Here is an 18,767-nt window from a genome sequence, read left to right on the forward strand (position 1 = left end):
TGGGCTGCGAGCACAACCGCCGTAGTACACGGACACACAGCGCAACCTTAGAGTCCCCGCCCGTAACCTGTTTAAATGCCTCGTTTCGCACTGGACATCGAGTCCGTACCCCGTCCCGCCCGTTCGCAGGAACTACTGGACGCCGTGAACCACCGGGTGGTCATCGCCGACGGCGCAATGGGCACCATGCTCCAGGGCCGCGATCTCCAGCTCGACACGGACTTCCAAAACCTGGAGGGCTGCAACGAGATCCTAAACGACACCCGCCCGGACGTCATCGCTGACATCCACGACGCCTACTTCGCCACCGGCATCGACGCCGTGGAGACCAACACCTTCGGCGCCAACTGGTCCAACCTCTCCGACTACGGCATCGACGACCGTATCGAGGAGCTCGCGCGGAAGGGCGCCAGGATCGCCCGCGAACGGGCAGAAGCGGCGGAAGAGACAGACGGCCGTATGCGCTGGGTCCTCGGCTCCATGGGCCCCGGCACCAAGCTCCCCAGCCTGGGCCACACCAGCTACGACTACCTCAAGCAGACCTTCGCCCTGCAGGCAGAAGGCCTTATCGACGGAGGCGCGGACGCCTTCCTCATCGAAACCAGCCAGGACCTCCTGCAGACCAAGGCCGCGGTCAACGGCTGCAAGCAGGCCATCGTCTCCAAGGGCGTCCGCCTGCCCATCTTCGTTGAGGTGACGGTGGAGACCACCGGCACCATGCTCATGGGCTCCGAAATCGGCGCCGCGCTCACCGCCCTGGAACCGCTCGGCGTCGACGCCATCGGCCTCAACTGCGCCACCGGTCCGGACGAGATGAGCGAACACCTGCGCCACCTTTCCAAACAGTCCTCCGTCGCCATCGCCTGCATGCCCAACGCCGGCCTGCCCGTCCTCGGCGCCAACGGCGCGCACTACCCGCTCTCGCCCGCCGAACTCGCCACCTCGCACGAACAGTTTGTCCGCGAATTCGGCCTGGGCCTGGTGGGCGGCTGCTGCGGTACGACGCCGGAGCACATGGCCGCCGTCGTCGAACGTCTTGCCCCCTTCCGCACCAAAGCGGTGGTCACCACTGAGGGTAAAACAGCACCGGCAAGAGTCCCCGAAGAACGCGAAGCCGGCGTCGCCTCCCTCTACCAGCACGTGAACTTCGACCAGGAGTCCGCCTACCTGGCCATCGGCGAGCGCACCAACGCCAACGGCTCCAAGGCCTTCCGCCAGGCAATGCTCGAAGAGCGCTGGGACGACTGCGTGGACATCGCCCGCGAACAGATCCGCGTTGGCGCCCACCTGCTGGACGTCTGCATCGACTACGTGGGCCGCGACGGTGTCGCGGACATCAAGCAGATCGTCTCCCGGTTCGCCTCCGCCTCCACCCTCCCGCTGGTTATCGACTCCACCGAACCGCCCGTGCTGCAGGCCGGCCTGGAACTCATCGGCGGCCGCCCGGTGGTCAACTCGGTCAACTACGAGGACGGCGACGGCCCCAACAGCCGCTTCGCCCGCATCATGCCGCTGGTGAAGGAACACGGCACCGCTGTGATCGCCCTGACCATCGACGAACAGGGCCAGGCCCGCACCACCGAGGGCAAGGTGGCCATCGCCTCCCGCCTGGTCGACTCCCTGGTGGGCGAATGGGGCATGCGCGTCGAGGACATCATCGTCGACTGCCTCACTTTCCCTGTCGCTACCGGCCAGGAGGAGACCCGCCGGGACGGCATCGAAACCATCGAAGCCATCCGCCAGATCACCGCGAAGTACCCCGGCATCAACACCACCCTCGGCGTCTCCAACGTCTCCTTCGGCCTGAACCCGGCAGCCCGCATCGTCCTGAACTCCGTGTTCCTGCACGAGGCCGTCCAAGCAGGCCTGACAAGCGGCATCATCGACGCCGCCAAGATCGTGCCGCTCGCCTCGATCCCCGAGGATCAGCGCAAGGTGGCCTTGGACCTCGTCTGGGACCGCCGCGAATACGACGACGACGGCAACACCACCTACGACCCCCTCGCCATCATGCTGGACATGTTCGCCGGCGTCGACACCGCAGCACTCAAGGACCAGCGCGCCGCCGAACTCGCCGCACTGCCCACGGGCGCACGCCTGGAACGGCGCATCATCGACGGCGAAGGCAAGGGCCTCGAAGCAGACCTGGACCTGGCCCGCAGCGAAGGCATGACCCCGCTGGGCATCATCAACGACCACCTGCTCGAAGGCATGAAGGTGGTGGGCGAACGCTTCGGCGCCGGCGAGATGCAGCTGCCGTTCGTGCTCCAGTCCGCGGAGGTAATGAAGAACGCCGTGGCCCTGCTGGAGCCCCACATGGAGAAGGCAGATTCCTCCGGCAAGGGCACCATGGTGATCGCCACCATGCGCGGAGACGTGCATGACATCGGCAAGAACCTGGTGGACATCATCCTCACCAACAACGGCTACAAAGTGGTCAACATCGGTATCAAGCAGGGCATCGCCGAGATCATCGCCGCCGCCGAGCAGCACAACGCCGACGTGATCGGCATGTCAGGGCTGCTCGTGAAGTCCACCGTGGTGATGAAAGAAAACCTCGCGGAGCTGCAGTCCCGCGGCCTGGCGAAGAAGTGGCCGGTCATCCTGGGCGGCGCAGCCCTCACCCGCGCCTACGTGGAGCAGGACCTGGCCGAGCAGTTCGACGGCGTGGTCCGCTACGCCAAGGACGCGTTCGAGGGCCTGTCCCTCATGGAACCCCTGGTGCGCGTGGCCCGCGGGGAATCGCCGGACGACGTCGGCCTGCCGCCTTTGAAGAAGCGCATCCACAAGGGCGGCGCGAAGTTCACGGTGACCGAGCCCGAAGCCATGCCCGGCCGGTCCGACGTCGCCAGCGACAACCCCGTGCCGTCGCCCCCGTTCTGGGGCACCCGCATCGTCCGCGGCGTCTCGCTGCACGACTACTCCGCATTCCTCGACGAGCGCGCCACCTTCATGGGGCAGTGGGGCCTCAAGCCCGGCCGCGGCGAGGACGGCGCCTCCTACGAGGAACTCGTGGAACGCGAAGGCCGGCCGCGCCTGCGCTACTGGCTGGACCGCATCCTGGGCGAGGGCATGCTGGACGCCTCCGTCGCCTATGGCTACTTCCCTGTGGTCTCCGAAGGTGAGCAGGTGGTGGTGCTGCACCACGGCGAGGATCCCGACGGCGTCCTGGGCCAAGCCGGTCCGCTCGCGCCGGATGGTGGTTCAGGCGGTCCAATCGGCACAGACCGCTTGCGCTTCGACTTCCCGCGCCAGCGCCGCGACCGGCACCTGTGCCTGGCCGACTTCGTGAAGTCCCGCGAGTCCGGGCAGATCGACGTGCTGCCCGTGCAGCTGGTCACCGCCGGCTCCAGGATCGAAGAGTTCACGTCCAAGATGTTCGCGGCCAACCAGTACCGCGACTACTACGAGCTCAACGGCCTGGTCATGCAGCTCACCGAGGCGCTCGCCGAGTTCTGGCACGCCCGCATCCGCAAAGAGCTCGGCTTCGCCGCCGAGGAACCCAAGGACACGGCAGGGTACTTCAAGCTGGACTACCGCGGCGCCCGGTTCTCGCTTGGCTACCCCGCCTGCCCCGACATGGAGGACCGCCGCAAGGTCACCGAGCTGCTGAAGCCCGAGCGCATGGGCGTCATCTTGAGCGACGAGCTCATGCTGCACCCCGAACAGTCCACCGACGCGTTCGTGTTCCACCACCCGGAGGCAAAGTACTTCAAGGTGTGAGCTGGCGCCGCTTCCTCGTTGACGTGGAGGGAGCGGCGTGGCCGTCCGGCTGTGAGGCCTGCCCGCCGGGGCCGGGAACGCTGCCGGACACCGGTTTCACCCGCCGCAGCGCGGCAAGGACGGCCCGGCCCACCACGGCGATGCCGATCACCGTGGTGACGGCGCGCAGGGTGTCCCAGCCCGCCGTCGACGTCACCAGCGAGTAGAGCAGGAAGCTGCTCAAATTGGTGCCCAGCGGTGCGCCGGGAACGTACGAGATGCCGGTGCCGGCGCCCACCGCGAAGGGCCAGAACCACAGGTTCAGCAGCAGGCCGAACACGTACGACGCCACGATGCCGTAGCCGCACAACATCAAGAGTTCAGCTTTGCCGCGCACCCGGGGGAGCAGGCCTGCACCGGCGCCCACCCAGCCGCAGGCGAAAATCTGGAACGGCGTCCACGGCCCGAAGCCACCCCACAGCGCGCTGGAGACCGCGATGGTGGCCGCACCGAGCAGCAGGCCGAACCGGGCACCGAACGCACGGCCCGCAAGAATCAGCAGGATGAACACGGCCTCCACGCCGCCGACACCGGTGCTCGCCACCCGCACGGCCGAACCGACGGCAGCCAGCACCCCCAGCAGCGCCACAGTGTGTGCAGAGCGGACGGACCCGTCCAGGGAAAGTACGACGGCGACCGCAGCCACGGGTGCGATAGCCAGCGCGGCGTACGGGGTAGCGGCGGCAGCGTCCTGGGGGAGGGCCGCGGCAAGCAGGGGCCAGCAGAACGCCGCCAGGGCAGCCAGGTTGGCCAGGGTCAGGACAGCAAGCTCGGCGCCGTGCGGCAGCCGGACCCGGTGGGGCCTCCTGGTTTCCCGGGCGTCAGCATCCTCGTTCAGGGCTGCCGGTTGTGCTGCGGCTCGTGCTGGGCGGGGCGCCGGAACAAACGGTTCCGGGGCCGGTTCCGGCCCGGCTGACGGGGCCACGCCCTCACGCATCGGGAGGATCCGGGCGCCCAGGCGGTGGGCGAAGTCGAGGTCGTGCGTGGCGATCAGGACTGCCGCACCGTCCTCTGCCGCTGTGCGGAGTGCCGCCGCGACCGCCTCGCGTGCGGAAGGATCGAGCCCGCGGGTGGGCTCATCAATCAGGAGCACATCTGGGTTGTCCATAGTCTGCAGCGTGATGGCCAGGATCCTTCGCTCCCCGGCGGACAGGTCTCGGGGATGCTCGTGGCCAATGGGCATGCCCGCCGCTCCGCGCAACCGGGTAAGGCGGGCAATTGCATAACCGGGCCCAATCGCTTCGCCACCTTTGCGGCGCTGCAGCCGCCGCTCCGCCGAACGCAGCTCTCCCGCCACAGTATCCCTGGTGAAGAGGTCGTCCGAGGCATCCGGCACCAAGGTGACCCGGCCGCCGTCGTCCATTTCCAACTTGCCCGTTCCCTCACCCAGGGCAAGCGCAACCAGCAGGGACGACTTCCCGGCCCCGTTGGGTCCCACCAGCGCGACGATTTCGCTGCGGTGCAGGGCCAGGGAGGCGTCGCGGACCAGCGGTACGCCCTTCCGGTGCACCTCCAGGTGGGTAGCCGTGAGCACGGGGGCATGGCCGTGATCCGGAACGGCTGGTGTCCCGGCGGCGACTGGAGCGGTGGGGGCGGGCGCGGCACCGGGTATCAAGGCATCGCTCTCGATGGTCCACCAGGAGTCAGCCACCGGCGCCAGTGCCGCCGCCCGGTGTTCGGCAACAATGACGCACACGTCGTGTTCGCGGGCCAGAGTGCTGAGCACGGCGACGACGCGGCTGCGTGCCGTGGCGTCGAGGTCGGCCAGGGGCTCGTCAATCAGAAGCAGCTTTGGATGATCCACGACAGCGGCGGCGATGGCCACGAGCGTGGCCTCACCTGCCGAGAGGGTGCTGACGTCCCGGTCCAGCAGCGCGGACACCCCGACGCGTTCCGCAACCTCCAGCACCCGGGCCTTCGCGGCGGCGGACGGCACGCCGCGGAGCTCGAGGGCCAGGGCGATGTCGTCACGGACTCGGGAGGTGGCGAAGGCTGCGCGCGGATTCTGGAGGACGACGCCCACCAAGCGGGCCGTGTCACGAGGCGGGGCAGCAGCGCGATCCGTCGCGGCAATCCGCACGGTGCCGGAAAGCTCCCCGCCGTCCACGTGCGAAAGGAGGCCTGCGAGGCCGCGCAGGATGGTGGACTTGCCGGAGCCCGTGGGCCCGGTGATCACCGCGACAGACCCGGCCGCGGGCGAAAACGAGTCAACCCGAATGTTCGTGTCAGCGATGCGGAACTGCGCGTCGCGCACCAGGAGCGGCACACCGTCGTCGTGATGTCCGGGCTGGGAAGTCCGGCTCCCGAAACCGCGCAACTCCAGCGCCGCTGCCACCCGGCCGGCATGCTCCAAAGTGCGCTCAAGGATGGGAACCAAGGCACGGGGGCCGAAGCGTTCGCCCCGCAGCCGGAAGGCCAGGCGCACCGAGGCCACGGCGTCGGACAGCGCCGGGAGCGCGGCCCACGCCACCACCAGCATGCGGGCCACACCCTGCAGGGGGCCGCCGCGGGCCAGGCGCACGAAGCCGCGGGACACATCCACCCAGGCGTTGAGCAGGCCGAAACCGAGGATCGTTGCGGCGATGGGCAGCGCGGACAGCACCGCCGCCCACAGCCCCGGCCCGGTGACCGGGCCCAGGAACACCACGTGGGCGTACGGCGCGGGCAGCCGCATCGGCGGCAGGTCGAGCAGGACCGGGACGCCGATGCCCGCTCCGTTGAAAAGGACCCGGTAGGCGACCCGCGCCGCGATGAACACAGCAGCGAGAACAGCCGCTGCGCGCAACGGCGCGGGCCGGAAGGTCATGCTGCGGGGGCTGCCGGTTCGTTGTCCACCGTGTAGAGCAGTTCAAAGCTCTCCCCGGGGTTGAGCTTCAGGCTGTCCAGGCCTTCCTGCGCGTAAGCCCACGTGCCGGCGGCGGGCTTCACCCAGAGCGCCCAATACGAGACAGTGTTTTTGTCATCGCACGCTTCACGGGTGGTGCCACCCTTGTGCTTGATGTCGAAGTCCGCGGCGGGCACGCCGTTGACGCGGCACGCGAAGCTCGTGGGGTACTTGGCGGTGCCCTCGGTCTTGATCTTGGCCTCTTCGAGCACCTTCGCGGCGACGGTGGGTCCGTCCACGGACACGCAGGTGGAGGTGTCGGCGGCGGACTGCTTCAGGACGCCCGAATCGACGACGACCTTCACACCGGCGCAGGGGCCGGCAGAGGTTGACGCGGTGCTGGCACTCGCTGAAGCCGCAGCTGTTGACGCGGGTGCGGAGGAGCTTGGCTGGGTGGCGGCCGGCGTGGAACAGGCGGCGAGGGTAAGCAGGAGACCGGCGGCGGCGAGGGAGCCCGCGGCGGCGGTGCGGATCTTAGTCAATGTCACTTGTCAAGGGTAGGGCGTGGCCGGTCCGGAACCGATGGCGGTTCCGTTGTGTGACGCCGGTCCTCAACATGGACAGGTCGCTGGCACGCAAAAAGGTCGACGGCGGCACTCAACCGAGTGCCGCCGTCGACCCCTGGGGTGCGGTGCTACGCGGATTCTGTTGCCAGCGCCGCGTTGGCCGGTACCGCTTCCTCCGGCGCGTCGTACCGTGGATCGTTGGAGGACGGATGGGCGGCGACGGCCGCGGCGTGCTCGGCCAGCACCCCGGTTTGATGGCGGATCTTCAGGCGGTAGAGCAGGGCCCCGCCGATCACCACGGCGGCCACGAAAAACACCCCGCCCCACTGCAGGTACCACTCGAACGGCGGCACCGAGTTGTAGATCTCCGGGCGGGGCCACACCAGGTTCACCGTCATGGCGGCGCCCCACAGGACGGCGAGGATGTTCACGGGAAGGCCCCACTTGCCCATGCAGAACCCGGGCTCGGAACCGTCCGCGACGAGGGGCCACTTCCCCAGGAGGCGCTTGCGCAGCAGGGGAACCGTGACCAGGAGGTAGGACAGGTAGATCAGCACGATGCTGATGCTGGACAGGATGGTGAAGATGGCCGGCTGCATGACGTTGACCAGCAGCGGGATGACCGCCAGGACGCCGATGACGATTGCCGCCACCGTGGGAGTCCTGCGGACCGGATCCACCTTGCTGAGCTGCCGGCTGAAAGGCAGGTTGTTGTCCCGCGCCATGGCAAACATCATGCGGATGGCGGCGGCGTGCACGGCCAGGGTGCAGACCACCACGGCCACCACGATGCAGGCCAGGAAGGCCTTGCCGAACGGACCGCCCAGGACGGAGAGGACAATGTGCTGCAGGCCGCCGTCGGGGGAGCCGATCTGCGGGTCCGTGAGGTCCGGCGCGGCCAGGATACCGAACAGCAGGATTCCCCCGCCCAGCAGGAATGATGCCGTGACGGCGCGCAGGATGGCCTTGGGAGCGGTCTTCTTGGGGTCCTTGGTCTCCTCGCCCAGCGAGCTGGCGGTGTCGAAGCCGTACATGACGTAGCCGGAGGCCATGGCGCCGATCAGGAAGACGCCGAAGAAGCCCAGATCCTTGCCTTCGCCGAAGCCGTTGGTCTGGAAGAAGACCTCCGGCCCGCGGACCACGTGCCAGCCCAGCGCGAGGATCAGCAGCACGGCGGCGATCAGCTCCACGAAGACGCCGATGCTGTTGATCCGGGTCATCAGCTTCACGCCGAATGCGTTGATGAGGGTGGAGATGGTGATCATGATGGTGGCAAGGACCACGCCGTTCATGGCGAAGTCATAGGGGCCTGTGCCGTCGCCGACGAACTGGAAGCCCTCCCAGAGCTGGGGGAGGGTGATCTGCAGGGCCAGGGCCACTGAGCCCAGCGCCATGATGGAGGACAGCAGCAGCAGCCAGCCGGCCAGCCAGGATGAGGTTCCGGAGGAGAGCCGCTTGGCCCAGTTGTAGACCGAGCCGGCAACGGGGTAGCGGCCGGCCAGCTCGGCGAAACAGAGGGCCACCATCAGCTGGCCGACGAACACGATGGGCCAGGACCACGCGTACGCCGGGCCGGCCATGGAAAAACCGAAGTAGAACAGCTGGAAGACACCGGTGAGGATGGAGATGTAGCTGACGCCTGCTGCGAAGCTGGCGAATTTGCCGATGCTCCGGTCGAGGGTCTGGGTGTAGCCAAATTCGTCCATGCCGCTTGAATCAATACTCTTGCTGGGTTCCAATATGGACTCCTAGATCAGAAAGGCACGATGGGACCGGCCGCCCTGGGGTGCGGCGGAATAACGCTTGTTTGAGGGCCGGGTGGTCATGGGAACGGCGACCCGCTTGGGCCCGCAGCTCAGGCCAGGGACGTGGTGAGCTCCTTGTCTGCAGCCCCGGCACCGGCGTAATCCGCCTTGATCAGGTCGGCGCAGCGCTCGCCGATCATCATGACCGTGATGTTCGGATTGACGGTGACGTGCTCAGGCATGACGGACGCATCGGCCACCCGGAGGCCGGTGACCCCCTTGACCCGCAACCGGGCATCCAAAGGTGACATATCGTCGTCGTCCGCTCCCATCCGGACGGTGCCCACCGGGTGGTAGACCGTGTTGTGCGTCTTGCGGATGTAGTCCTGCAGTTCCTCGTCCGTCTGCGCCCCGGTTCCCGGCGAAAGCTCGCGGCCGGTCCATTCCGCCATGGCAGGCTGGGCGGCGATTTCGCGGGCCTTGCGTATGCCGGCCACCATGACCCGCATGTCGTGGCCCTCCGGGTCCGTGAAGTAGCGCGGGTCCACCATCGGCTTGTCGCGGAAGTCGCGGCTGCGCAGCCGGACCGTGCCGCGGGACCGGGCATGGGTGACGTTGGGGGTGAGGCTGAAGCCGTTCTCCGTGGTGGGGTAGCCGTGCCGCAGGGTGTTCATGTCGAACGGGACGGAGCCGTAGTGCATCATCAGGTCCGGGCGGTCCAGGCCGTCCTCCGTGGGGGTGAAGATACCAATTTCCCACCACTGGGTGGAGGTCTGGACCATGGGCTGTTTGGCCTCGAACTGCACCACGCCTTCCGGGTGGTCCTGCAGGTTCTCGCCCACACCGGGGGAATCCACCAGGACCTCGATGCCGTGCTGAGCCAGGTGCGCGGCCGGGCCGATGCCGGACAGCATGAGCAGCTTGGGGGAGTCGATGGCGCCGGTGGACACGATGACTTCCTGGTTCGCGGAGAGGCGGTGGGTGCGGCCGAACGCCCCGTCCACCACGTCGACGCCGGTGCAGCGCTTGTCCGCGTCGAACACCAGCTGGCGGGCGCGGAGGCCGGTCAGCAGGGTGAAGTTGGGGCGATCGACGATGGGGTGGATGTAGGAGACGGAGCTTGAGGCGCGGGTGCCGTCCGCGCGGCGGTTGATCTGGAAGAAGTTGGCGCCGTTGACCACGGTGGTGCCGGTGTTGAACTTTGCGCGGGGAATGCCCGACTGTTCGCACGCGTCCAGGAGGGCGACGCCGGCAGGATCCGCCGGGGGCACGTTCATCAGGTGCACGGGGCCGGAGTCGCCGTGGTGGGGTGCGTCGGGCCCGGCGTCCTGGTTGGTTTCCAGCCGCTTGTAGAGCGGCCAGGCGGCGTCGGCGTTCCAGCCGGCGGCGCCGTATTTGGACTCCCATTCGTCCAGGTCCTCGCGCGGGGCCCAGAAGGCGATGCAGGAGTTGTGGCTGGAGCAGCCACCCATCACCTTGGCGCGGGCGTGGCGCATGAAGGAGTTGCCGTTCTCCTGCGGCTCGATCGGGTAGTCCCAGTCGTAGCCGGATTCCAGCAGCTCCATCCAGCGGTCCAGCTGCAGGATCTCGGGGATATTGCGGTCATCCGGGCCCGCCTCGACGAGGGCCACGGTGACGTCCGGATCCTCGCTCAGCCGTGCGGCCACTGCGGCACCCGCGGACCCGCCGCCGATGACGACGTAGTCGAACGCCGGGTCCGTGACGTCGTCGATGTTGTCGTAGTGCATCTAGTTCTCCTTGCCGTGGTCAGCAAACCAGCCGGTGACCTGCGGGCTGGTGTTCTGGTAGATGTGCTTGGCTTCCTGGTACTCGGCCAGGCCGGTGGGGCCCAGCTCTCGGCCGACGCCGGACTGGCCGAAGCCGCCCCACTCGGCCTGGGGGAGGTAGGGGTGGTAGTCGTTGATCCAAATGGTGCCGTGCCGCAGCCGGGATGCCACGCGCTGCGCCTTGCCGGCATCCTGGGTCCAGACGGCACCGGCCAGGCCGTAAATGGTGTCGTTCGCCGTGGCCACGGCCTCATCCTCGGTGCGGAAGGTTTCCACCGTCACCACCGGGCCGAATGCCTCGTCGGTGACCACGGACATGCCGCGTTGCACCTCGTCCAGGATGGTGGGCTGGTAGTAGAAGCCGGCGTCGTACTTTCCGCCCTGCGGTGCCGCGCCGCCGGTGCGGAGCCGGGCGCCCTCCTGGATGCCGCGCTGGACGTAGGCATGCACCTTGTCCCGGTGCGCTGCGGAGATTAGGGGTCCGGTTTCGGCGTCGTCGTCGAAGGGGCCGCCCAGCCGGATGTTTTGGGCCCGGCGGACCAGTTCGTCCACGAAGCGGTCGGCGATGGATTCCTCCACCAGCAGCCGGGCGCCGGCGGAGCAGACCTGGCCGGAGTGCACGAAGGCGCCGTTGAGGGCGTTGTCCACGGCGGCGTCGAGGTCCGCGTCGGCGAACACCACGTTGGGGTTCTTTCCGCCGAGCTCCAGCGCCACCTTCTTGACGGTTCCGGCGGCGGCCGCGGCGATGCGCTTGCCGGTTTCCAGGCCGCCGGTAAAGGAGACAAGATCGACGTCGGGGTGTTCCGAGAGCGGGGCGCCCGCCTGCGCGCCGGCGCCGGTGACGAGGTTGGCGACGCCGTCGGGCAGGCCGAGGTCCTGCAGCAGTTGCATGGCCAGGATGCTGGTGGAGGGCGTCAGCTCGGAGGGCTTGAGGACGAAGGTGCAGCCGGCGGCCAGCGCGGGGGCGATCTTCCACGCGGCCTGGAGGAGCGGGTAATTCCACGGGGTGATGAGGCCGCAGACACCTACGGGTTCATAGACGATCCTGCTCACGACGGCGGCGTCCCCGGCATCCACCACCCGGCCCGCCTGCTGCCCGGCGAGCCTGCCAAAGTACTCGAAGCAGGCGGCGATGTCATCCATGTCGATGCGGCTTTCCAACATCCGCTTGCCGGTGTCCAGCGACTCCGCCCGGGCAAACTTTTCCCGGCGTTCCCGGAGCCCGGCGGCGACCTTCAGGAGGAAAGCCCCGCGCTCCGGGGCCGGCACGCTGGACCAGACGCCGGAATCAAAGGCTTCACGGGCGGCGGCGATGGCGCGTTCGGCGTCTTCCCGGCCTGCCTCGGACACCGTGGCCACCAGCTCCCCGTCAGCCGGGTTCCGGATTTCGCGCACAGCGCCGGACGCAGCCGGCTCCCACCTGCCGTTGATGAACAGGGAAGAGGCTGGCTTGGTTTCAGTGCGTTGGACGGCTTCCTGGGCCGGTGTGGCGTAAGTCATAGGAAGGACAGTAACGCACCTTGAACAAGTGTTCAATACTTTTTTTGAACACTTGTTCAATGCCCCTTATGCCGCTACGGTTGCCTTGCAACGTCGGGTTTCAGGGCTGGGTGAGCTCCGGGCGGCCGCCGTTTTCGTCCGCGCGCGGGCCCTCGGCCGGAGCGAACGCGATCTGCTCCGTGCGCGCGATGCTTCGCTGGATGGAGGCCTTGTCCACCCCGAGCAGCGCCGTCAGCCACATGCCGTTCTGGATGACCACGATGTCAGACGCCCGCTCCCTGCAGGCCTCCCAAGGCAGCCCGGGATTGGCGCTGGACACCAGGGCGGCGAGTCCGTCAATATACCTGTCGAAGGCGGCGGCGTTGATCTGCGCATAGTCCTCGTCCGCCTGGGCCAGGGCCCAGAGGTGCAGGCGCAGGGACAGGTAGCGCGTGGTCAGCAGGTCGGCTCCGGCCACCCGGCGGAGGGCCCGGCGCAGCTGTTCATCGGGGGCCACTGAATGGTCGGGGGCGACGAGGAGAAGGTCATGCTCATCCACGCGGCGCAGGGCAGCGCGGATCAGGGTGGTCTTGTCGTCGTAGTAGTAGTTGACCAGGCCCAGCGCCACGCCGGCCTCGCGGGCCACGGCGCGCATGCTCACGCCCGAAATCCCGTGGCGGGACAGCAGGTCCATTGCCGCTTCGAGGATGCGGGTCTGCCTGTCCACTTGTTCGCCGGAATTCACGGCACTGATCCCCATCTGGCCAGACTATTGCCTAACACTGCACGTTCCTAACGCGGCCCTAACGCGGCGTCGGCACGCTCTCCCCGCAATCGGATGGGCCCGCTGACAGTGTTTGAAGCCTTCTTCAGCAGGGCACGGGAGTTGTACACCGGGATTGATCAGTACAGCTTGGAGAACGATGGAAAGCGCAACCCTTATTGCCCTCTTATTTGCGGGAGCCATGGGCAGCGCCAGGAGCGCACAGCCCAACGCCCCGCAAATCATCACGAAGCCGGGGCGGAAGACTCTTGCGTGGCTGGCCTTCAGGAGCAGGACCGCCACTTTACTGCACCGGCTGGCGTGGGCGGTTGAACCGGACCCGCGCTGACCACTTTACAAATGGGACGCGCAGGTTCCTTGGCGCGGCCTGTATAACGCCAGCGCCAGGGAACCTGCGTGTCACGTTCGGTTTTGCGGATCCAAAACGCCAGGGGCGCCTACTTCTTGGGCAGGCCCGCCGGGTTCAGTTCGGACTTCTGGATGGCCTCCGAGGAGAGGCCCCAGCGGTCCAGGATCTTTGCGTAGGTGCCGTCCTCAATCAGGTGGTTCAGGGCCGCCTGGGCCGCGACCGCCAGGCCGTTGCCCTTCTTGGTGGTGAACGCGATCTGCGCTGTCAGCGGCCAGCCGCCGTTAAGAGTGCCCACCTGCTTCGTCTTCCCGTCCTGCGCCGCCTTGTAGGCCGCGGCCGCGTTGGGTCCGAAGGTCAGGTCCGCACGGCCTGATTGAAGTGCCAGGCTCGAGGCCGAGTCGTCGTCGTAATACTGGAACTCCACCGGCGCCAAACCGTTTCTCTTGTTCTCCTCGTCCCAGCGCACCAAGATGGCTTCCTGGTTGGTGCCGGAGCCCACGATGATCTTCTTGCCGGCCACGTCCTTGGCTTCCTTGATCTCCCCGACGCTGGAAGCGCTCTTGGCGTAGAAGCCCAGCAGGTCGTTGCGGTAGGTGGCGAAGTCGAACTTCTCCTTGCGCGCCTCTGTGACCGTCACGTTGGACAGTACAGCCTCGTACTTGGAGGATTCGATGCCCAGCGGCCAGTCAGCCCACGCCACGGGCAGGACCTCGACCTGGAGCCCCAGGGACTCGCCCACTGCGTAGGCAATATCCACCTCGCTGCCGATCAGGGTCTTGTTGTCCGTAGCGAACAGACTGAGCGGGGCGGCGCCGCCGGTGGTCACCACAGTGAGCTTGCCGTCGGCCTTGATGGCCTCGGGGACCAATGCGGCCGCTGCGGGGTCGGCAGTGACTTTGAAGCGGTCCTGCTCCGGGGACAGGTTGAAGGTCCTGCCGGCGGAGTTGGTGGCGGACGACGACGGTGCTGTCGCCGCCGAGGCGCCGGGGTCGGAGCAGGCAGCCAGTCCCAGCAGCGCTGAGACGGCAAGGGCCACGACGGCGGCCGGCTTGGTTTTGATGGCCATGATTCCTCCTGGGAAAGGGGCGGGAGATGCAACGGAATGCGCGCGTTGCAGCAACTATCCGGCAGCCCCGGAGGGGGAATCAAAGGCACGCGAAACCCTGGGATACAAGGAGTAATCGCAGTTAACCCGACGACTGCGGCGGTCACATTCGTCCTGCGTGCAGCGGAGAACGCGGATAGGGCTTGTCACGTATTCAGCAGAAAGCGAGTACTCGGGCAAAAAAGACAAGTGGTGATTACGCGTGTTCTACCCCTATGCAGGAATCTACGGTTGGGCTATGAGGCGGCCAGAGTGGGCCGCTGAAATGGTCTCAACAGGAGCTCGCATGCGCACTTCCCCGTCCCCCTCTGTTCGTACCCGCCGATTGGCTGCCGCTATTGTCCTGCCAGGGCTGCTTGCCACCAGCATGGTGTTGGTTCAGCCGGCGGTTGCAGCGACAACGCCCACCACCGGCATGTGTAACGGGGTGGTCAACCAGCTGTCGCACCGCGGCGCCGTCCAGGAGAACCTCCTGAAGGCCGCAGCCAAGAAGAACGCCGACGCGATCGCTGCTATGCAGGCGGACAAGGCGAAGCTGCAAACCTCCGCAGACTCGCTCACGTCCCAGGTTGCCGCGGCACAGAAGGCGTTGGATGATCTCACCTCGCAGGAGACGCAGCTGGACAGCCAGGTAGCAGCAGCACAGACAGACCTAGACAACCTGACTGCAGACCAAAAGACCCTGACATCCCAGGTGGACGCCGCGAAGGCTTCCCTCACCGACCTGCAGACCCAGCAGGCAGGCGTTGTCACTGAACTGGCGCCTCTGCAGGCTGACCTGGCAACGGCCCAGGCTGAGTCCGCGGGCCTTCAGGCGCAGGCGGAACAGCTGGCAGCAGACCTGGTGGCCAACAGTGGGGCGATCGCAGCAGCCCAGACAGAGCTTCGCGCCCTGCAGCAGGCGGCGGACACGGCATCAGGTAATCTCGCAGCCAAAAAGGCGGAGATCCAGCAGGCTCAGGACCAGCTGACGGCCCTGACAGCCCAGGCGCAGCAAGCCGCCGGCGCAGTTGACGCTGCGCAGCAGGCCGTCAGTGAGGCCGAGGCACGGCTCGCCAGCCTGCAGCAGAGCGCAGCCACCGCGGCAACGGACCTGCAGGCCCAGCAGGACAAGGTTGACGCCGCCAAGGCGACGCTGTCCACGCTGCAGGGGACTGCCGCGGCCGCCGATGCAGCCGTCGCCGCGAAGAAAGACCAGATCGCCACGGCACAGGCCGAGCTGACGGCCCTGCAGTCCACGGCCTCCACCGCCCGTTCGGCGCTCGACGCAAAAAACGCCGACATCGCGGCAGCCCAGGCAGCTTTGGTGACCCTCCAGGCCAACGTCGGCGCGGCCGCCAAGGCGGTCAGCGATAACAGCGCCAAGATCGCTTCCGACAACGCGGATATCACCAACCTCCAGGGCCAAATTTCCACGCTGAACACTCAGATTGCCGCTAAGCAGGCCGAGATCACGAAGGCTCAAAGCGAGCTCGCCGCCCTGCAAAAGCAAAAGTCAGATTTGCAGACCGAGATTAACTCGCTGACTACGCAGATCGCGGAAATCAACGGAAACTCCCAAAAGAAGCGTGATCTTCAGGCGCAGCTGGCAACCAAGCAATCACAGCTGGCGACGGTAAACAACCAAATCACCGACAAGAACACGCAAATTTCAGGGCTGCAGGGTGACCTGGCTACCCTCCAGAAGCAGGTAGATTCGCTGAATGCGCAGCTGCTCGCCAAGCAGACGGAAAGCAGTAACCTGCAGCAGAACGCTGTGCCACTGCAGGCATCTTTCGACGCCGCCAACGCGGCGGTCACTGCGAAGCAAGGCGATATCGCCACCCTCACGGGCCAGGTCCCCGCGCTGCAGGACGCCGTAAAACTTGCCGATGCGGCAGTTGCCACCAAGCAGACGGAGCTCACCATCCTGCAGGGCCAGCTGCCGGCGCTGGAGCAGGCAGCGAAGGACGCGGCCGACGCGGTAACGGCCCAGCAGCAGGTGGTGGCGGACCTCGAAGATGCCCTGCCGACCCTCGAGGGCAATGTGAAGCAGGCCCAGCAGGCCATCACGGACCAGCAGGCGATTCTCGACGGCTTGAACGGCACCTTGACGCAGGCGAATGATGCGCTGGCAGCAGCCAAGAAAGCAGTAGACGACAGGAACGCAGAGCTTTCCGCGCTGCAGGGGCAGATCAGCGGACTGCAGGCCACCCTTGATACCGCGAACAGTGCCGTTGCCTCGAAGACCGGTGAGATCGCCTCGCTCAACCAGATCGGCAACGACCTGGCGGCCCGGATCACGGACCTAAATGACCAGATCTCTTCGGCTGAAGCCAACGTCCTTTCTCTTCAGGAGAGGGTGAGGCCCCTGTTGGACCAGCTCAACGGCCTCAACGGCGAAATCAGTGCGGCGGAAGCAAAACTGACATCCCTGCAATCGCAGCTGACTACCGTCGACAACCAGCTGACCTCCGCCCAGGATACTCTTCGGACCCTCCAGGCCAAGAAGGGGAACAATACGGACGCGATTAAGGCGCAGAAGCTGATTGTGAGCGGTCTGCAAATGCAGTTGGCGGACCTCCAGAAGCAGATTACGGCAAGCGATCCCAGCATCGCGAACGGCGGCTGCGCCGTATGATGCACGAAGCATAGAGACCGGCGCCCAGCAACGTCTGATGACAGAAGGGACCAGTTCAGCCGAACTGGTCCCTTCTGCATGCGGGTCTTGGAGGTTACCCCAGCGCCGCGAGTACTTCCTTGGCTACGTCCTCGCTGGACTGCGGGTTCTGCCCGGTGATGAGGTTGCCGTCCCGCACCACGTTGGAGGTCCAGGCCGCGGCGTTCTCAATCACCGCGCCCTTCTCCTTGAGCGCGTCCTCAACCAGCCAGGGCGTGTTCTCTCCGGTGCCGCCGCCAAGTTCTTCCTCATTGGTGAACACCGTGAGGCGCCTTCCCTTGAAAGCAAACCCGCCGTCGTCGTCCGTTGCGCTCAACAGCCCAGCGGGCCCGTGGCAGAACGGCGCAATGATCTTTCCGCTGCGGTTCGCTGCCACCAGCAGGCGGCCCAGGTCGGCGTCTTTGTAGAGGTCGGCCATGGGGCCGTGGCCGCCGGGCATCACCACGGCGTCATAACCGGCAATGTCGACGTCGGCAACGACCAGCGGGTGCGCCAGCTCGCCGTCGATCTTTGCGATGTAGTCGCGGAAGCCCTGCGCCCGGTCCTCGCCGCCCGCAGACTCTGCCGCCAGGCTGACCTGGTCAACGGTGGGCTTGCGTCCACCCGGGGTTGCGATGTGGACCGTGTGCCCGGCGTCGGTCAGGGTCTGGTGGGACACCACCAGTTCCTCTGCCCAGTAGCCGGTGGGGTGTTCAGTGCCGTCCTTCATGGTGAGGGAATCCGCGGCCGATACGACCATCAGGATGTTTGCCATGGTGTTTCTCCTGTCTGTGCTGACGTGAGTATCTGGAAGCCGCTTGTTACTTGCCGGCTGCTTCAAGCTCAGCGTAGGTGTCGTCGTCGAGCGTGACGCCGGCGGCGGCCATGTTCTCTTCGAGGTGCTGCACGGAGCCGGTGCCCGGGATGGGCATCATCACGGGCGAACGGCGCAGCAGCCAGGCCAGGGCAACTTGGGAAGTGGTGGCGCCCACGCGCTTGGCGGCCTCGTCCAGCGGTCCGCCCGGCTGAGCGAGCTCGCCCGCGGAAATCGGTGCCCACGGGATGAAGCCGATGCCGTTTTCCTCGGAATACCGCAGCACGTCCTCGGAGCTGCGGTCGGTCAGGTTGTAGCGGTTCTGGACCGTGGACACCGTGAAGTGCTTCCCCGCGGCTTCCAGTTCTTCGACGCTTACCTGGGACAGGCCCAGGGCACGGACCTTGCCTTCGTCCTGGAGCTCACGCAGCACGCCGAACTGCTCCTCGGCGTCCACCTTGGGATCGATCCGGTGCAGCTGCAGCAGGTCCAGGGTGTCCACCTTCAGCTTGCGCAGGCTCAGCTCCGTCTGCTGGCGCAGGTATTCCGGCCGGCCGACGGGGATCCACTTGTTGGGCCCGGTGCGGGTGAAGCCCACCTTGGTGGCAATCTTCAGCCCCTCCTTGTACGGGTGCAGGGCCTCGGCGATGATTTCCTCGCTGATGTTGGGGCCATAGGAGTCGGCGGTGTCGATAAAGTCCACCCCGAGTTCGACGGCGCGGCGCACCACGGCCACGGCGGCCTGGCGGTCCGAGGGCTCACCCCAGACACCGTCACCGACGATGCGCATGGCCCCAAAACCGAGCCGGTGCACGGTTCCCAGGTCCTTGAGGTCGATAGTTGCGGACAGTTCCAGCTGGTTCGTTGAATCATGGCTCATAGGGGTGGCAACATCATCAGTATGCTGAGTATTC

General features: G+C 66.7%; 11 protein-coding genes. 2 read left to right on the forward strand and 9 right to left on the reverse strand.

What is annotated here, in order from left to right; translation table 11 throughout:
* Positions 1 to 75 precede the first annotated feature (75 nt).
* Positions 76 to 3,723: a methionine synthase gene (gene metH / locus J7I84_RS05315; protein ID WP_214941605.1), complete on the forward strand. Its 3,648-nt coding sequence runs from the start codon at positions 76 to 78 to the stop codon at positions 3,721 to 3,723.
* Here the strand turns inward: metH and J7I84_RS05320 are convergent.
* The 7 genes from J7I84_RS05320 to J7I84_RS05350 form a co-directional block, all read right to left on the reverse strand.
* A complete protein-coding gene (locus J7I84_RS05320) occupies positions 3,713 to 6,568 on the reverse strand; it encodes an ATP-binding cassette domain-containing protein (RefSeq protein ID WP_214941608.1) in 2,856 nt (951 codons plus the stop codon). The genes metH and J7I84_RS05320 overlap by 11 nt on opposite strands.
* Positions 6,565 to 7,128 (reverse strand): hypothetical protein, encoded by a 564-nt coding sequence (locus tag J7I84_RS05325; RefSeq protein WP_214941830.1) that lies wholly within the window; start codon positions 7,126 to 7,128, stop codon positions 6,565 to 6,567. The genes J7I84_RS05320 and J7I84_RS05325 overlap by 4 nt, the downstream gene beginning before the upstream one ends.
* A 152-nt stretch (positions 7,129 to 7,280) precedes the next feature.
* Complete coding sequence (locus J7I84_RS05330) at positions 7,281 to 8,858, reverse strand: APC family permease (protein WP_251046158.1); 1,578 nt, start codon at positions 8,856 to 8,858, stop codon at positions 7,281 to 7,283.
* A 149-nt stretch (positions 8,859 to 9,007) separates the two neighbouring features.
* Complete coding sequence (locus J7I84_RS05335; protein WP_214941614.1) at positions 9,008 to 10,645, reverse strand: GMC family oxidoreductase; 1,638 nt, start codon at positions 10,643 to 10,645, stop codon at positions 9,008 to 9,010.
* On the reverse strand, positions 10,646 to 12,184 hold the full coding sequence (locus tag J7I84_RS05340; RefSeq protein ID WP_214941617.1) for an aldehyde dehydrogenase family protein: 1,539 nt from the start codon (positions 12,182 to 12,184) through the stop codon (positions 10,646 to 10,648).
* A gap of 100 nt (positions 12,185 to 12,284) precedes the next feature.
* Positions 12,285 to 12,923 (reverse strand): TetR/AcrR family transcriptional regulator, encoded by a 639-nt coding sequence (locus J7I84_RS05345; RefSeq protein WP_214941620.1) that lies wholly within the window; start codon positions 12,921 to 12,923, stop codon positions 12,285 to 12,287.
* Between the two features lie 461 nt (positions 12,924 to 13,384).
* Positions 13,385 to 14,362, reverse strand: a complete 978-nt coding sequence (locus tag J7I84_RS05350) for an ABC transporter substrate-binding protein (RefSeq protein WP_214941623.1) — start codon at positions 14,360 to 14,362, stop codon at positions 13,385 to 13,387.
* Between the two features lie 325 nt (positions 14,363 to 14,687).
* Here J7I84_RS05350 and J7I84_RS05355 point away from each other — a divergent pair, with 325 nt between their 5' ends.
* Complete coding sequence (locus J7I84_RS05355) at positions 14,688 to 17,021, forward strand: chromosome segregation ATPase (RefSeq protein ID WP_214941626.1); 2,334 nt, start codon at positions 14,688 to 14,690, stop codon at positions 17,019 to 17,021.
* A gap of 94 nt (positions 17,022 to 17,115) precedes the next feature.
* On the opposite strand, the gene J7I84_RS05360 is transcribed toward J7I84_RS05355, so the two are convergent.
* Positions 17,116 to 17,814, reverse strand: a complete 699-nt coding sequence (locus J7I84_RS05360) for a type 1 glutamine amidotransferase domain-containing protein (protein ID WP_214941629.1) — start codon at positions 17,812 to 17,814, stop codon at positions 17,116 to 17,118.
* Positions 17,815 to 17,860: 46 nt separating this feature from the next.
* Entirely contained in the window at positions 17,861 to 18,733 is an 873-nt protein-coding gene (locus J7I84_RS05365; RefSeq protein ID WP_214941633.1) for an aldo/keto reductase, read from the reverse strand.
* Between the last annotated feature and the right edge of the window lie 34 nt (positions 18,734 to 18,767).

It is taken from the genome of Arthrobacter sp. ISL-85 (assembly GCF_018613675.1).
Taxonomy (GTDB): domain Bacteria; phylum Actinomycetota; class Actinomycetes; order Actinomycetales; family Micrococcaceae; genus Arthrobacter.

What these genes read in the sequence shown, in the direction of transcription:
- J7I84_RS05320 (WP_214941608.1), bottom strand. Translation starts at nt 6,568, where the DNA reads ATGACCTTCCGGCCCGCGCCGTTGCGCGCAGCGGCTGTTCTCGCTGCT.
- J7I84_RS05365 (WP_214941633.1), bottom strand. Translation starts at nt 18,733, where the DNA reads ATGAGCCATGATTCAACGAACCAGCTGGAACTGTCCGCAACTATCGAC.
- J7I84_RS05335 (WP_214941614.1), bottom strand. Translation starts at nt 10,645, where the DNA reads ATGCACTACGACAACATCGACGACGTCACGGACCCGGCGTTCGACTAC.
- metH (WP_214941605.1), top strand. Translation starts at nt 76, where the DNA reads ATGCCTCGTTTCGCACTGGACATCGAGTCCGTACCCCGTCCCGCCCGT.
- J7I84_RS05340 (WP_214941617.1), bottom strand. Translation starts at nt 12,184, where the DNA reads ATGACTTACGCCACACCGGCCCAGGAAGCCGTCCAACGCACTGAAACC.
- J7I84_RS05355 (WP_214941626.1), top strand. Translation starts at nt 14,688, where the DNA reads ATGCGCACTTCCCCGTCCCCCTCTGTTCGTACCCGCCGATTGGCTGCC.
- J7I84_RS05360 (WP_214941629.1), bottom strand. Translation starts at nt 17,814, where the DNA reads ATGGCAAACATCCTGATGGTCGTATCGGCCGCGGATTCCCTCACCATG.
- J7I84_RS05345 (WP_214941620.1), bottom strand. Translation starts at nt 12,923, where the DNA reads ATGGGGATCAGTGCCGTGAATTCCGGCGAACAAGTGGACAGGCAGACC.
- J7I84_RS05350 (WP_214941623.1), bottom strand. Translation starts at nt 14,362, where the DNA reads ATGGCCATCAAAACCAAGCCGGCCGCCGTCGTGGCCCTTGCCGTCTCA.
- J7I84_RS05330 (WP_251046158.1), bottom strand. Translation starts at nt 8,858, where the DNA reads ATGGACGAATTTGGCTACACCCAGACCCTCGACCGGAGCATCGGCAAA.